17 protein-coding genes are annotated in these 13,351 nt (G+C 47.3%); 9 read left to right on the plus strand and 8 right to left on the minus strand.

Annotated features, from left to right (window positions below):
* Positions 1-8 precede the first annotated feature (8 nt).
* From tolA to queC, 5 genes are all read left to right on the plus strand, one after another.
* Positions 9-908 carry a cell envelope integrity protein TolA gene (gene tolA / locus B0G85_RS04680; protein ID WP_100379306.1) on the plus strand — a complete coding sequence of 300 codons (900 nt, stop codon included), beginning with the start codon at positions 9-11 and terminating at the stop codon, positions 906-908.
* Between the two features lie 10 nt (positions 909-918).
* On the plus strand, positions 919-2,223 hold the full coding sequence (tolB, locus tag B0G85_RS04685) for a Tol-Pal system beta propeller repeat protein TolB (RefSeq protein ID WP_100379307.1): 1,305 nt from the start codon (positions 919-921) through the stop codon (positions 2,221-2,223).
* Positions 2,224-2,351: 128 nt separating this feature from the next.
* On the plus strand, positions 2,352-2,858 hold the full coding sequence (pal, locus tag B0G85_RS04690) for a peptidoglycan-associated lipoprotein Pal (RefSeq protein WP_100379308.1): 507 nt from the start codon (positions 2,352-2,354) through the stop codon (positions 2,856-2,858).
* Complete coding sequence (gene ybgF, locus B0G85_RS04695) at positions 2,858-3,589, plus strand: tol-pal system protein YbgF (RefSeq protein WP_100379309.1); 732 nt, start codon at positions 2,858-2,860, stop codon at positions 3,587-3,589. Before pal ends, ybgF begins: the two co-directional genes overlap by 1 nt.
* A 6-nt stretch (positions 3,590-3,595) precedes the next feature.
* Positions 3,596-4,333, plus strand: coding sequence for a 7-cyano-7-deazaguanine synthase QueC (gene queC, locus B0G85_RS04700; protein WP_100379310.1), 738 nt, complete (start codon positions 3,596-3,598; stop codon positions 4,331-4,333).
* Positions 4,334-4,349: 16 nt separating this feature from the next.
* On the opposite strand, the gene B0G85_RS04705 is transcribed toward queC, so the two are convergent.
* From B0G85_RS04705 to B0G85_RS04730, 6 genes are all read right to left on the minus strand, one after another.
* Positions 4,350-4,967 (minus strand): riboflavin synthase, encoded by a 618-nt coding sequence (locus B0G85_RS04705; protein WP_100379311.1) that lies wholly within the window; start codon positions 4,965-4,967, stop codon positions 4,350-4,352.
* A 67-nt stretch (positions 4,968-5,034) separates the two neighbouring features.
* Positions 5,035-6,162 (minus strand): bifunctional diaminohydroxyphosphoribosylaminopyrimidine deaminase/5-amino-6-(5-phosphoribosylamino)uracil reductase RibD, encoded by a 1,128-nt coding sequence (ribD, locus tag B0G85_RS04710; protein ID WP_100379312.1) that lies wholly within the window; start codon positions 6,160-6,162, stop codon positions 5,035-5,037.
* A gap of 40 nt (positions 6,163-6,202) precedes the next feature.
* Positions 6,203-6,769: a GspH/FimT family pseudopilin gene (locus B0G85_RS04715; protein ID WP_232725945.1), complete on the minus strand. Its 567-nt coding sequence runs from the start codon at positions 6,767-6,769 to the stop codon at positions 6,203-6,205.
* Complete coding sequence (locus B0G85_RS04720; protein WP_100379313.1) at positions 6,762-7,091, minus strand: hypothetical protein; 330 nt, start codon at positions 7,089-7,091, stop codon at positions 6,762-6,764. Before B0G85_RS04720 ends, B0G85_RS04715 begins: the two co-directional genes overlap by 8 nt.
* Positions 7,091-7,738: a PilW family protein gene (locus tag B0G85_RS04725; protein WP_100379314.1), complete on the minus strand. Its 648-nt coding sequence runs from the start codon at positions 7,736-7,738 to the stop codon at positions 7,091-7,093. Before B0G85_RS04725 ends, B0G85_RS04720 begins: the two co-directional genes overlap by 1 nt.
* Positions 7,735-8,016: a type IV pilus modification PilV family protein gene (locus tag B0G85_RS04730; protein ID WP_100379315.1), complete on the minus strand. Its 282-nt coding sequence runs from the start codon at positions 8,014-8,016 to the stop codon at positions 7,735-7,737. The genes B0G85_RS04725 and B0G85_RS04730 overlap by 4 nt, the downstream gene beginning before the upstream one ends.
* 152 nt (positions 8,017-8,168) lie before the next feature.
* On the opposite strand from B0G85_RS04730, the gene ribBA reads away from it, so the two are divergent.
* The 4 genes from ribBA (at position 8,169) to B0G85_RS04750 (ending at position 12,024) form a co-directional block, all read left to right on the plus strand.
* Positions 8,169-9,308, plus strand: a complete 1,140-nt coding sequence (gene ribBA / locus B0G85_RS04735; RefSeq protein ID WP_100379316.1) for a bifunctional 3,4-dihydroxy-2-butanone-4-phosphate synthase/GTP cyclohydrolase II — start codon at positions 8,169-8,171, stop codon at positions 9,306-9,308.
* A gap of 11 nt (positions 9,309-9,319) precedes the next feature.
* On the plus strand, positions 9,320-9,853 hold the full coding sequence (ribH, locus tag B0G85_RS04740) for a 6,7-dimethyl-8-ribityllumazine synthase (RefSeq protein ID WP_415836285.1): 534 nt from the start codon (positions 9,320-9,322) through the stop codon (positions 9,851-9,853).
* A gap of 5 nt (positions 9,854-9,858) precedes the next feature.
* On the plus strand, positions 9,859-10,353 hold the full coding sequence (nusB, locus tag B0G85_RS04745; RefSeq protein ID WP_100379560.1) for a transcription antitermination factor NusB: 495 nt from the start codon (positions 9,859-9,861) through the stop codon (positions 10,351-10,353).
* Positions 10,354-10,545: 192 nt separating this feature from the next.
* Positions 10,546-12,024 carry an NAD-dependent succinate-semialdehyde dehydrogenase gene (locus B0G85_RS04750; RefSeq protein ID WP_100379317.1) on the plus strand — a complete coding sequence of 493 codons (1,479 nt, stop codon included), beginning with the start codon at positions 10,546-10,548 and terminating at the stop codon, positions 12,022-12,024.
* Here the strand turns inward: B0G85_RS04750 and trmB are convergent.
* Entirely contained in the window at positions 12,013-12,840 is an 828-nt protein-coding gene (gene trmB, locus B0G85_RS04755) for a tRNA (guanosine(46)-N7)-methyltransferase TrmB (protein ID WP_100379561.1), read from the minus strand. The genes B0G85_RS04750 and trmB overlap by 12 nt on opposite strands.
* A gap of 14 nt (positions 12,841-12,854) precedes the next feature.
* Positions 12,855-13,319, minus strand: a complete 465-nt coding sequence (locus B0G85_RS04760) for a DUF2721 domain-containing protein (RefSeq protein WP_100379318.1) — start codon at positions 13,317-13,319, stop codon at positions 12,855-12,857.
* Positions 13,320-13,351 lie beyond the last annotated feature (32 nt).

Consider the following 13,351-nt stretch of genomic DNA (forward strand, 5'->3'; position numbering starts at 1 on the left):
TCTTAAACATGACTAGCGCACATATCGGGCACTCACCGTTCTCAATCAATCGAGGTAACGATGGAGGAAAAGACAGAAACAAAAGCAGAAACAGGAGCGGCCTCACTAAAGCGGAAGGTACTAAACGTGCTTTTAGCTTCTCTTTAGCTGCGCACCTAGGCTTGGTTGCGTTTTTAGTCATTGGCATTAGCTGGAATAACTCCACACCGTCTGGGGTTGAAGTTGAGCTGTGGGATGCTACGCCGCAAATGGAAGCTACGATTGCGCCGGAAGTGAAAACAGAAATAAAAGAAGAAGCTGCTGATATTGCAATCAAGAAAAAACTGCTTGAAAAAGAGCCTCCTAAAAAGCTGGTAGCAAAAGAAATCGCCAAAGAGGCGCCAAAGCCAGTCAAGCCACTGCCACCAAAAGAAATTAAAAAAGAAGAGGCTAAGAGGGTAGAGCCAGCTAAAAAAGTAGAGGCGGCCAAAAAAACAGAGCCCTCCAAACCAGCAGAACTAACTCCCGCACAAATAAAAGCGAATGCTCAGGCTGATAAACGACGTGAAGCCAACATCGCCAGCCTACGAGGCTTGGCTGCGAACGATGGCGGCACTGGCGGATCGGTTGGTAGCGGTGTTGGTGGTGGCGGTAACGCCCCTCCTGGCTGGAGTGATAAGGTAATTAAGAAGGTACGAGCAAACATTACGTTTAATGCCGATGCATTTAAAGGCAATAAGCAAACCATCATTCAGGTGAAACTGGCTCCTGATGGGGCTATTCTGACTAGAGTGACGACCTCCAGCAGTGGTGACAATGCTTGGGACCAAGCTGTACTAAGCGCCATTGATGCCACCCAAAGCCTACCTAAAGACGACAATGGCTTATTTCCGACACTGACGCCTGAACTTAAACTCAAACCAAAGTAAATTACTAGACATGACCCCATCTACCATACGTTCAGTTGTAAAAAATGTATTACTTTTAGTGAGCTTAGGTTTAAGTGCTGTTAGCCTTCCAAGCCTTGCACAAATGAGCATTGAAATTACTGGCGTAGGACAGTCATTCTATCCGGTAGCCGTCATGCGTTTTAAAGATGAAAACAAATTACCCATCAGCGTTACTGACATTATTCGGCAAGATTTAGCACGTAGTGGCTACTTTAAAAATACAGAGAATGGCAATGCTAGCGAAAGTGATGAAGGCACTCCCAACTTTAAATCTTGGGCGACACGTGGAGCCGATGCTCTGGTAGTTGGCTCTGTTGTCCAAACCGGCACAACCCAGTTTGAAATTCGTTACAAATTATTTGATGTCCGTAAATCACTGAGCTTAGGTGGACTAGACCTCAACGCTAGCGCTGATAATTTACGCGCGGTGGGGCATAAGATTGCCGATGACATTATTTTCAAATTACTAGGCGAACGTGGCATCTTCTCCACGCGCCTGTCTTACGTCATTAAAGAAGGTAAGCGCTATCGCCTGGTGATTTCGGATGCAGATGGTCAAAACATTCGAAACGCCATGACTAGTGGTGAGCCTATCATCTCGCCATCATGGTCACCCGATGGCAAAAAAGTGGCGTATGTTTCTTTTGAAGATCGCAAGTCCGTGATTTACGTTCATGAGCTAGCCACTGGTCGCCGTATTGCCCTATCCAATCAGAAGGGGAATAACAGTGCACCAGCTTGGTCACCCGATGGCAAAAAGCTCGCCATTTCTTTATCTAAGGATGGCAATACCCAGGTTTACAGCATTAATGCGGATGGTAGTGGCCTACAGCGCTTGACTACTGGTCGCACGATTGATACAGAGCCACAGTATTCAGCAGATGGTCGTTATATTTATTTCACGAGCGATCGCGGTGGTAACCCACAAATCTATCGGATGAGTGCGCAAGGTGAGCAAGCCGAAGGTGCAAAACGCGTTACCTACAAACAAGGCTTTGTGACCTCTCCACGTATTTCACCAGATGGTAAATACTTAGCCTATATCGCCAATATTGGTGGAGCGTTTCGTCTTCATATTCTCAATCTGGCTACCGGCGATTCACAAGCCCTTACCGAAAGCAGTACGGATGAGTCCCCATCATTTGCTGCCAATGGACGCTATATCCTCTATTCCACCAAAGTGGGGGGTAAGCGCGTCTTGGCAGCAGTATCCGTAGACGGTAATTCCAAACAGGTACTCACCATTCCTGGATCGGATGTCCGTCAGCCATCTTGGGGCCCATTTATGGACTAGGCTGCTGCCTTAGGCCGCACATAACAGTTCATGCTGTAGCTAATTCAATAGCCATTTTGCTGCTCTTAGGGGCATAATATTGGCAATAGCAGTATTTATTTGCTTCATTTGTAGGAAAAGGAAAGATCATGCAAACTTCAATCGCCCGCCGTATTGCTACCCTCACGCTTGTAGGTGCCGCAGCTTTGTTAATGGCAGCTTGCTCCAGCGTTAAATTAGATGATGTGGATAGTGCCAATGGTAGTGGGAGTGGCAGCGGTAACTTTGGCTCACAGCCATGGAATGACCCCAGTAGCCCACTGTTCCAGCGTAGTGTTTATTTTGATTTAAATGAATACACCGTTCAAACTAAATATCAAAAACAATTATCAGCACATGCTAGCTTCTTAAAAGCCAATGCAAAACAAAAGATCATCATTCAAGGTAACACCGATGAGCGTGGCACTGCGGAGTACAACTTAGCACTTGGTCAGCGTCGCTCTGATGCTGTTCGTAAGTCATTAAGCTTGATGGGTGTTGCTGATGACCAAATGGAAGCCGTCAGTTTTGGTAAAGAAAAGCCTAAAGCAGAGGGCGACAATGAGGCCGCTTGGGCAGAAAACCGCCGCGCTGACATTGTGTACATCACAAACTAATGTTCCTGTTTTCTGACTCAGTGAACAAGACGCTCTCACGAGCGTTTTGTTTAAGCGCTGCTGCCGTTTGTTTAAGTCTATCAAGCAATGCCTGGGCTTTGTTTGCAGATGATGACGCTCGCAAGGCTATTCTGGATTTGCGTAAAACGCTTGCAACGACTCAACTGGATTTGCAAAATCAAATTGAAAAACTAAAAGCAGATAACGCAGAATTACGCGGTAAGGTAGAAAATCTTGAAAAACAAGGCGAAGATATTACTTCAAGCCAAAAGACTTACTACCAAGATTTAGATAATCGGCTAGGTAATTTTGAGCCTCGTACAGAAACGATTGAAGGTGTTACTGGCACTGTTCAACCTGGTGAGAAAAAAGCGTATGACGAAGCACTCAATTATTTTCAAGCCGGTAGTTTAAAAAAGGCCGACGACAGTTTTTCTGCCTTTGTGAACCGCTACCCTAAAAGCCCATACTTGCCGCTTGCCCTCTTTTGGACTGGCAACAGCAAGTACGCTAATAAAGATTACACAGGCGCTATTGCACAACTACAGAGTCTCATTAAGCGCTTCCCAAATCATCCTCGTATTCCAGCAGCCATGATTACGCTCGCTAATGCTCAGTTAGAGAGTGGCAACAAAACGGCTGCTAAAAAAACCGCAAATGACATCATCAGTAAATATCCCGATACTGACGCTGCAAAAAATGCACAGCAGTTTATTGCCGCTACTAAATAATTTCTGATGTCTCAGCTGTCTGCCGCCTTTCAGAATATCGCCCCACGCAAACCCCATGCGCCTGCAGTGATCTTGTTCTCTGGGGGACTTGACTCCAGTACGATCCTCGCACTGGCAAAAGATTTGGGTTATGCACCCTATGCCCTGTCAGTAGGCTATGGCCAACGCCACTCCTCTGAACTGGCTGCTGCGAAGCACATTGCTAAACAGATGGGTGTCATTCGTCATGAGGTAGTGAACTTGGATCTCACCCGCTTTGGTGGCTCTGCCCTCACAGATTCCTCTATTGATATTCCGATCACTCCAAGCAACGATCAAGAAATTCCGGTGACGTATGTTCCCGCACGTAACACCATCTTGCTGTCACTTGCACTGGGTTGGGCTGAATCACTGGGTGGCTTAGATATTTTTTATGGCGCCAACGCGGTGGATTACTCTGGCTATCCAGACTGCCGCCCCGACTATGTGGCTTCTTTTGAAACCATGGCTAACTTAGCCACTAAGGCAGGTGTTGAAGCAATCAATAATGACAATCGCTTTCGTGTTCATGCACCCATTATTAGCATGAGTAAGTCCGAGATCATTCACTTAGGCACTACTTTAGGGGTGGATTATTCTCAAACAGTTTCTTGCTACCAAGCCAATGACTTGGGTGAAGCTTGCGGAGAATGTGAGTCTTGCCGTTTACGCCAGGCTGGGTTTACACAAGCAAAACTGAGTGACCCTACTCGCTACCAAAAATAACGGCTTATTTACTTATTTATTTATTTTGGGTTTCTAGCATTCTGGCAATATACCGCGCAATCAGGTCTACCTCTAAATTAACCTTATCGTTTATCTGAAGATTACCTAAGGTCGTATTTTGTAGTGTGTGCGGAATAATGTTAATGCTGACTAAACAAGCCAGTGCAGTGTCCTCCGTTTGATTGACCGTTAAGGAAACGCCATTCACCACAATAGAACCCTTGTACGCCAGAAAAGGGGCCAATGCTTTCGGTGCCTCAATCTGGAGCAACCAAGAACCATAGGCGTCTTGGGCAACAGCAATAAATTGAACTACCTTACCAACCCCATCGACGTGACCGCTAACTAAATGACCGCCTAAGCGATCATTTAGGCGCAATGCTTTTTCTAGATTCACTGGTCCGACTGCATCAAGGCCTACTGTCTTGTTCAGTGACTCACGAGAAATATCGAGCTCAAAAGTAGTGCTAGTAAAGTTCGTAGCCGTCATACAGGCCCCCTGAATAGCAATGCTGTCGCCCAAGGCCACATCATCCAGATAACCTGCAGGGGTCTCAATCAATAACTGCATTCCATCGCCCTTAGATTGAGCGCTTTTGATGGTGCCAACGGCGGTAATGATTCCAGTAAACATGGTTGAATTTTTATTTGGTTTGATGTAATTGTTGGGGTTAGGGTTGGGATTAAAGTTAAAGCTAGGGCTAGAGCTTTGGGCTTGGCTTCGCTAAACGAACCCGTAAGTCCTGACCTAATACAGTGTGATCGATGATTTGCCAATCTTGCCGTTGATTGAGCTCAGTTAGTGTGCCGATATTCGCCATGCCGATACCATCCCCTAATAAGAAAGGAGCATAGTAGAGCAAGAGCTCATCGACACCATTTTCTCGGAGTAATGAGCCGTTCAGCTTGTAACCTGACTCAATGTGTATTTCATTCATAGAGCGCTCTTTTGCTAAGTAGCGTAGTAGTTTAGCGAGATCTACCTTGCCATAGGCATTAGCCATCGCAATCACTTCTACTCCTAAGCCCTGAAGTGCCTTTGCTTTTGTTTGGCTTACTTCAGAATCCATATCAGCACAAACAACGATGACGCCAGATTGATGAAGATTTTTAAAAAGCTTGGCATCCAGAGGTGTCTCTAGCCGAGAATCAATCACAATTTTCCAGGGCTGACGTTCAGTCACTACATCACGAACGTTTAGGGTGGGATCGTCTTCTTTCACCGTCCCAGCACCCGTCAAGATAGCGCAAGCCTGTGCACGCCAGTGATGGCCATCTGAGCGCGCCTCAGGTCCTGTAATCCACTGACTGGTGCCATTGGCTAGGGCAGTCTTGCCATCTAAGCTTGCGGCGATCTTCATTCGCACCCAAGGCAGACCGCGCGTCATCCTAGAAATAAATCCTGGGTTCAAAGCCCTTGCTTCTGACTCCATCAAACCGCAGCGCACATCAATACCGGCTGCTTTTAAGCGCTCAAGGCCTCGGCCATTCACTAGGGGATTGGGATCAAGCATGGCAGCGATCACTACCGCTGGCTTAGCCGCGATCAGCGCATCAGAACAAGGCGGTGTTCTGCCTTCATGACTACAAGGCTCTAAGGTAACGTAGATCGTTGATCCAGAAACGTCAAAGCCATTGGCTTTAGCATCGGCTAAAGCTTGGACCTCAGCATGATTTCCGCCAGCTTTTTGGGTATATCCACTCCCAATCACTTGCCCGTCCTTAGTAATGACGCAACCTACTCGCGGGTTGGGTGTGGATAGATACAGGGCTTTTTGAGCCTGGGCCAAGGCCTGGCTCATGAATTGATGGTCAACGACGGTATACATAGGGGTCTATTAAAACCGATTGTCGCCAGTTACACCAAATTTACCGACAGGCTTTGCTATCCCGCTGGGGATCACACACCCTCCAACGACCGCCACTACTCAATATGAGCTGGCGCTCCAGCCCAGAATCACGCTCGTGACCCAGTATCAGTCGATTAGCTACAAAACCGCCTTGGGCGGTCTTTGCTGCCCCAGCAGCATTAAAAGTAATCCCCCTTTTATTGGAATGTGGGTCCATAAACTGTTTACCTCCCCCTTTAAAGTAGATCGGCGCGATGGCGCCTTGAGCGAACCATGTCCGCTCGGCACAATCCGCCTTGGACCTGATGGGCGGGCAGGCGTTCTTCACAACCCAACCGTCCTCCCAATAAGCACTACCCGAAGGGGTAATGTGCACTGCCATACCCAGTTGCAACGCTTGCCCACGAGCAAACTGCGCATGCGCAATAAAACGCCTTGCAAGCGTCTCGATTTCTCGAGCGGCTAATTGCTCATGCAACATCGGCATGGTCATGACCGTCATGATGGCAATAATCAGAACGACGGCCATTAATTCTAATAAGCTGGCACCCTGTTCACTGTCACTTTTGTGGTTTAGTTTATTCAAAATGTTGACGCCAATGCAGACGGGTGGCTAAATTTGTTTTTTCATCTACCAAAATTAATACCTCAAGCACCGGGGAACCTATAGTAGAAATCAGCCAAAGTCCTTTTCCTACCGATTGAATATGACAAGCAGATTGCTCTTGTAAGGCAATACTAGAAATGTTTTGCTCACATGCTAATAGTGCTTTTTCTGCCGCTATAAATTGTTTGCTAGCGGTAACAAAAGTGGTGGCACTAATGATCTCTAAGGCAGTTAAGCGTTCAATATGGGCAATCAGGGAAGACAGCAATAGCAGTAGAGATAGAACCCAAGCAATAATCATCAGAGATTGCGGGTAGCAAATGTGCGCTCAAATGCTCGGTGTATCAAGTGCCCATCGGTCATTTCTAGTCTGACTCTGTAAGCCTTACCGGATAACCCCGACAACTCTTCAATAGCAAAGTAATGGACCCCATTTATGAGGGTTGTGTTTTGGAGTCGCCCTTCCTTATCCAGTGATTGGCAAATGAACGAACCTCCAACTCTACCCCCACTTCCGCCTCCATTAGCACGCCCACCTTTTGGAGCAGATGCTTGCCGCTCTACTACAAAGCCCTGCTGCGCTAGGCCATTTTTAGTGCGGCCTGGTGAGAGTGTATTTCCGATGCAATCTAAATCGCCTGCGCCAGATAAAGCATGTTTGACCATCAAAGCATCCGAGCCTTGATACCCACTCCTTTTTTGAATCTGGATAAACGCTTGCGCTGACTTAGATGCATAACCCCCTCGAGCAAAAGAAACAGTAGGCTGGTAACCCGCCATACGAATGGCTCGCCCCATGAGTTCCAAAGCACGATCTGCTTCTGCAGTAAGTGATTGGATTTTTTCATATTCAATTTGTTTCGCGATGAGTTCGCCACTGGTTTTAATCAGGGGTGTGACTAGGATGAGGGAGATCGCGAGGCCGACGAGGCACTCGAGCAGACTCATTTGGACTTTTTTTGTGTGGTTCCCGCTGGCGGGGTCCTTGGGGGAGCTTGCTGATGTCCCAAGGTATTGATTTCATGCTCATCTAATGCTTTTTTCATCTGCGCACGCTGCTCTTGGACTATTGCTAGTCGCAATGCTAACTGCTGATAAGTCGCCCCTAATGCTACCCAACTGCTAGCCACTAGACTCATTGCCACTAAGACCTCAAGCAAAATGAATCCATTGGCATGAATAGGCTTTTCAGAGGTCAGTTGTAATGAGTTGGATTTGGGGAACATAAACCATTGTCTCGATCCGTAATGGCTAAGAAAATCGGTATAGGCAAGCTCAGTCGTCAGAAAGACCGCATATTGAATGAATATCTTCTCTATTTCTGAAAGATCTCACGATGTAGCCCGAAAAACTGCTGCTCAGCTTAAAATAGAGGGCTATGCAAAATACCCTCGCCTCCACAGAAGAAATCGTTGCTGAGCTTAAAGCGGGCAAGATGGTCATTCTGGTCGATGAAGAAGACCGTGAGAACGAAGGTGATCTCGTTTTAGCCGCTGATCATGTCACAGCCGAAGCGGTTAATTTCATGGCCAAACATGGTCGTGGGCTTATTTGCCTCACATTAACCCGTGAACGCTGCCAACAATTAAATCTTCCCTTGATGGTGCGAGATAACGGCGCCTCGATGGGGACCAATTTCACGGTATCGATTGAAGCGGCTAATGGTGTCACAACAGGTATCTCTGCGGCAGACCGGGCGCTCACGATTAAAACTGCGGTAGCCCCCAACGCCAAGCCCAATGACCTTGTTCAGCCGGGACATATTTTTCCATTAATGGCTCAGCCAGGTGGCGTACTCATTCGCTCTGGCCATACAGAGGCGGGATGTGATTTAGCCGGCATGGCTGGATGCTCTCCCACTTCAGTGATTTGTGAAATCATGAAGGATGATGGCAGCATGGCGCGGCTACCAGACCTATTGGTGTTTGCTCAAGAGCATCAATTAAAAATTGGCAGTATTGCTGATCTCATTCAGTATCGTAGTCAACATGAAAGTATTGTGGTGCGAGAAGGAGAGCGTGAATTTGTGACGCCTTGGGGAAAATTCAAGGGCATTATTTATCGCGATACCCCCAGTGCCTGCATTCATCTTGCACTGATTCATGGCAATCCTTCTGAAAGTGAAGAAACCTTAGTGCGCGTGCATGAGCCAGTCACTGTATTGGATTTTCTCGATGCGAACGTGAGTACCCATTCATGGCCTCTCGCGCAGGCCCTGCAAACCTTGTCTACAGCTTCTGCAGGCGTTGCCGTTCTTCTCAATGCCTCAGGTATTGCCGCACCCAATGATGTGGATTGGCTAGCGCAGTTTCATAAGCTCAACGGCTCACAAGCAGAGCCAAGTACCGCTCCTTTAGCCCGAAAAACGGATTTCCGTAGCTATGGTATCGGCGCTCAAATTCTGAAAGATGTCGGTGTTGGAAAAATGCGCCTACTGGCCAATCCCGTGCCTGTACCCAGCCTTTCCGGATACAAACTCGAAGTAACTGGCTATACCCCCTTCAAATCTCACTCCTAAGCTAGCTAAATATGATGAATACCTCTATCAGTGCACCTAATACAGAAGATTCTGTCGGTGTTCTCGAAGCCGATTTAAATGGCCAAGACCTACGTGTCGGTATTGTGCAAGCCCGTTTTAATGAAGCGCATTGTGTGGCCTTAACTACCGCCTGTATTGAAGAGCTCATTACGCTAGGCGTGTCTCAGTCCGACATCAAACTCGTGACCGTACCAGGGGCACTAGAGATTCCTTTTGCACTCCAAAAACTAGCTGAAACTGGTGAATTTGACGGACTAGTTGCACTAGGTACCGTGGTTCGAGGGGAGACCTATCATTTTGAATTAGTTGCTAATGAATCCGCCTCCGGCATTACGCGTGTTTCTCTGGAGTCTGGTTTACCAATTGCTAATGGGGTACTGACATGTGACACCGATGAGCAGGCAGAAGCCCGCGTTCACGTCAAAGGTGCCGATTGCGCCAAAGCCGTAGTAGAAATGGCTAACCTTGCATTAGCCCTCACTCCAGATATTGATTTTGAGATCCACTCACCAGAAGCAGCATGATAGACATGACAAAACCTACTATCACTCCACCAATTGCGGTAGCTGGACCTCCTAAACGTTCACTAACTCCCCGTCGCCGCGCCCGTGAATATGCCCTGCAGGGGGTTTATCAGAGCCTAGTCATGCGTCGTGCTGGAAGCTTGCCCAACGCAGCGGCTATTGCCAAACAATTAGCTGAAGATCCGGGCTTTCGCCGTTGCCAACTTGATCTATTCCAAGGTATTTTTACAGGCGCCATTGAGCACATCGATGAGCTCGAGGGAATTATTACCCCTGCCTTAGATCGGCCCATTAATGAACTGTCACCTGTAGAACATGCAGCTTTGCTAATCGGCGCCTATGAATTAGCCCTGGATCTTGCAGTGCCATATAAAGTGGCGATTAACGAAGCCGTAGAGTTGGCCAAGACGTTTGGTGGCACCGATGGCCACAAATATGTCAATGGTGTCCTAGACCTGCTAGCCCAAAAATTAAGAAGTGCTGAAATCAACGCCAGCTAGTGTGTTCCTCCTGAGTTAGTTCTTGACTTAGTTCTTGAGTTAGCTCGTGAGTTAGCTCAAAACCGCAGCCCCTGCCCTCTTATTGAGTTCAGGGGTTTTTTATTGGTTCGGTATGAGAGCGACAGTCAATATCCGCTTGAGGATAAAATGAAATCACTAACCTCCATGTAGCTTCATTTCAAAGGTCTTGCCATGCAGAAAATTGATATTCGCCATTTACTAAAAGATCCCAGCCTCTTTAAAGAGGATGCCTTTATCGATGGATCTTGGTTTAAAGCCAAGACAGGTGACACCTTTGCAGTACATAACCCCGCAACCGGCGAACTCATTGCACAGGTAAGCAATTTAGGGCCTCATGAAGCAGAGCTTGCTGTTACAGCTGCGGAAAACGCATTTCAAGGCTGGAAAAATAAAACCGGTAAAGAGCGTGCTGTCATGATGCGGCGGTGGTTTGACCTCATTACCCAAAATGCGCAAGATCTAGCTATCTTAATGACCTTAGAGCAAGGTAAGCCGCTCGTTGAAGCAACGGGAGAGGTAGCTTATGGAGCCTCATTTATCGAATGGTTTGCTGAAGAAGCCAAACGGGTTGCTGGATCTATTCCAACTACAACCTGGAGTGATAAGCGAACCATCGTGATGAAACAAGCTATCGGAGTGTGTGTGGCTATTACGCCATGGAACTTTCCGATGGCGATGATTACCCGCAAGATTGCCCCCGCCATGGCTGCAGGCTGCACAATTGTGATCAAGCCAGCAGAGCTCACACCCCTATCTGCACTAGCACTTGCAGAATTAGCGCTACGAGCAGGTATTCCCTCAGGAGTTATCAATATTTTGACGGCAGATGCCGAGCAGTCCATTGCGATTGGCAAAACACTCTGCGCCTCGCCAACAGTCCGACACTTGTCGTTCACGGGCTCTACTGAAGTAGGGCGCATTCTGATGGCGCAATGTGCACCTACGGTCAAAAAATTAGCCCTCGAATTAGGAGGACATGCGCCTTTCATTGTGTTTGAAGATGCCGATATTGACGCCGCAGTTGCTGGGGCAGTGATGTCTAAATATCGTAATTCTGGTCAAACCTGTGTCTGTGCAAATCGTTTTTATGTTCACAAGACAGTGCATGATGCTTTCGTAGAAAAGTTTGCCAAAGCAGTCCAGAAAATTATCGTGGGTAATGGGATGGAAGCGGGCATCACGCAGGGGCCCTTAATTGAGCCAGCAGCCCTAGAAAAGGTAGAACGCCATGTTGCAGATGCGCTTAGCAAGGGTGCAACGCTCGTGAGTGGTGGCAAACGATCCGCTCTGGGCGGAACCTTCTATGAGCCCACCATTTTGACAAACGTGAGCAATGACATGCTGATTACTTACGAAGAAACATTTGGTCCGGTTGCCCCAATCATGACCTTTGAAAGCGATGAAGAAGTCATCCGCTTAGCAAACCACAGTCAATTTGGTCTAGCTTCTTATTTTTATAGCCGTGATATTGGCCGAATTTGGAGAGCAGCAGAGGCTTTGGAATACGGCATTGTGGGTGTCAATACCGGCATCATCTCTAACGAAGTTGCCCCGTTTGGCGGAGTCAAACAATCGGGCTTGGGTAGAGAGGGCAGTATTTACGGCATGGATGAGTACCTAGAATTGAAATATGTTTGTTTAGGCCTCTGAGCTATCGATACCTTCAGCAGCTCGCTTTAGATAGACTAGATCCCACACACCATGGCCTAATTTTAGGCCGCGATTCTCGAACTTTGTAATAGGTCGATAGCGGGGTCTATCTACGTACCCAGGATGTTGAGTATTGAGCTGATTTAGGCTTGGCCTGAATTGTTTGGCACTCTCTTTCAGTAACTCAATCTCAGTAGCCACATCTCCTTCTGCAAAGGTCTCTATGCTGATCTGCTCTACAGACGTATTTTGAATCGTCGGTTCAGCATTGAGAACTAGTAGCATCTGCTCAGCATAATTATGCCAATCTGTTGCCAAATGGAGATAGGCCCCTGGCTTTGATCGTGAGACCAATAATTTGACGAATTCAGCCTGGATGAGCCTGCGCTTATGATGGCGCTTTTTATGCCATGGGTCAGCAAAATAAATGTGAATACCATCCAAGGAATGCGGGGCGATCATCTGCTCTAAAACCTCAACAGCATCGTGCTGAATTAACCGTAAATTGGTAAGCTGGTTTTCACCAAGGAGCTTTAATAAAGCGCCCACACCAGGGTGGTGAACTTCAATGGCTAAAAAATCATCTTCTGGCCGAAGCGCTGCAATTTTGGCAGTGGTCTCCCCCATCCCAAAACCAATCTCCAGAATCTTAGGCTTAGTAGAGCCATTAAAAGCTTGTACCAGGTCTAAGACTTGTGACTGAAAAGGCACTAAGAATTGTGGGCCCAGCTCATCCATTGCACGCTGTTGGCCAGCTGTTGTTCTGCCCGCTCTGAGAACAAAGGAGCGGATGCGATCCGTTCTAATAAGGCTCATGATTTGATCGACATTCAGCGCTGCTTTGGAAAAGGCATTGCCCACCCAGCAGAACGATAAGCGAAAACCACCTCAGCCAGAACAATGGCAAGCGATGTCATAAAAGAAACTAAGCCCAGCACAAAGGTCCAAACAACATAGGTCCCCTCTAAAGAGCGGACTGCGCCAGTCTGTAAGAAAAACAGTTCCAGTACCGTCAAAGAAATAAAGATGCCACTCAAGACATCGAAAAAAATGGCTAGCGTACAAAGACGCCCCCGAATTTTTGCCTCGTTGGCCTCCTGGATTAAGTGCTGAAGAATAGCTGGATCAGCAACGTGACCATCCTGAATCTTCTGTTGTATGCTGCGCATCCGATCAACCGATCGAGCTAGGCGACCTGATATGGCATTGAGCAGAGTGGCAACTGCCGTCAGCAAAAATACGGGCGCAAGGGCTAACTGTATATTGTTCGTTACTGCATCTATTGATACATCCATACTCTTTTTTAAGCTCTCTTATTAATTACTAT

Source organism: Polynucleobacter brandtiae (assembly GCF_002797575.1).
GTDB lineage: Bacteria > Pseudomonadota > Gammaproteobacteria > Burkholderiales > Burkholderiaceae > Polynucleobacter > Polynucleobacter brandtiae.

Excerpts from the sequence above, each read along its gene's own strand:
- tolA (WP_100379306.1), top strand. The coding sequence starts at position 9 with ATGACTAGCGCACATATCGGGCACTCACCGTTCTCAATCAATCGAGGT.
- tolB (WP_100379307.1), top strand. The coding sequence starts at position 919 with ATGACCCCATCTACCATACGTTCAGTTGTAAAAAATGTATTACTTTTA.
- pal (WP_100379308.1), top strand. The coding sequence starts at position 2,352 with ATGCAAACTTCAATCGCCCGCCGTATTGCTACCCTCACGCTTGTAGGT.
- ybgF (WP_100379309.1), top strand. The coding sequence starts at position 2,858 with ATGTTCCTGTTTTCTGACTCAGTGAACAAGACGCTCTCACGAGCGTTT.
- queC (WP_100379310.1), top strand. The coding sequence starts at position 3,596 with ATGTCTCAGCTGTCTGCCGCCTTTCAGAATATCGCCCCACGCAAACCC.
- B0G85_RS04705 (WP_100379311.1), bottom strand. The coding sequence starts at position 4,967 with ATGTTTACTGGAATCATTACCGCCGTTGGCACCATCAAAAGCGCTCAA.
- ribD (WP_100379312.1), bottom strand. The coding sequence starts at position 6,162 with ATGTATACCGTCGTTGACCATCAATTCATGAGCCAGGCCTTGGCCCAG.
- B0G85_RS04720 (WP_100379313.1), bottom strand. The coding sequence starts at position 7,091 with ATGATTATTGCTTGGGTTCTATCTCTACTGCTATTGCTGTCTTCCCTG.
- B0G85_RS04725 (WP_100379314.1), bottom strand. The coding sequence starts at position 7,738 with ATGAGTCTGCTCGAGTGCCTCGTCGGCCTCGCGATCTCCCTCATCCTA.
- B0G85_RS04730 (WP_100379315.1), bottom strand. The coding sequence starts at position 8,016 with ATGTTCCCCAAATCCAACTCATTACAACTGACCTCTGAAAAGCCTATT.
- ribBA (WP_100379316.1), top strand. The coding sequence starts at position 8,169 with ATGCAAAATACCCTCGCCTCCACAGAAGAAATCGTTGCTGAGCTTAAA.
- ribH (WP_415836285.1), top strand. The coding sequence starts at position 9,320 with ATGATGAATACCTCTATCAGTGCACCTAATACAGAAGATTCTGTCGGT.
- nusB (WP_100379560.1), top strand. The coding sequence starts at position 9,859 with ATGACAAAACCTACTATCACTCCACCAATTGCGGTAGCTGGACCTCCT.
- B0G85_RS04750 (WP_100379317.1), top strand. The coding sequence starts at position 10,546 with ATGCAGAAAATTGATATTCGCCATTTACTAAAAGATCCCAGCCTCTTT.
- trmB (WP_100379561.1), bottom strand. The coding sequence starts at position 12,840 with ATGAGCCTTATTAGAACGGATCGCATCCGCTCCTTTGTTCTCAGAGCG.
- B0G85_RS04760 (WP_100379318.1), bottom strand. The coding sequence starts at position 13,319 with ATGGATGTATCAATAGATGCAGTAACGAACAATATACAGTTAGCCCTT.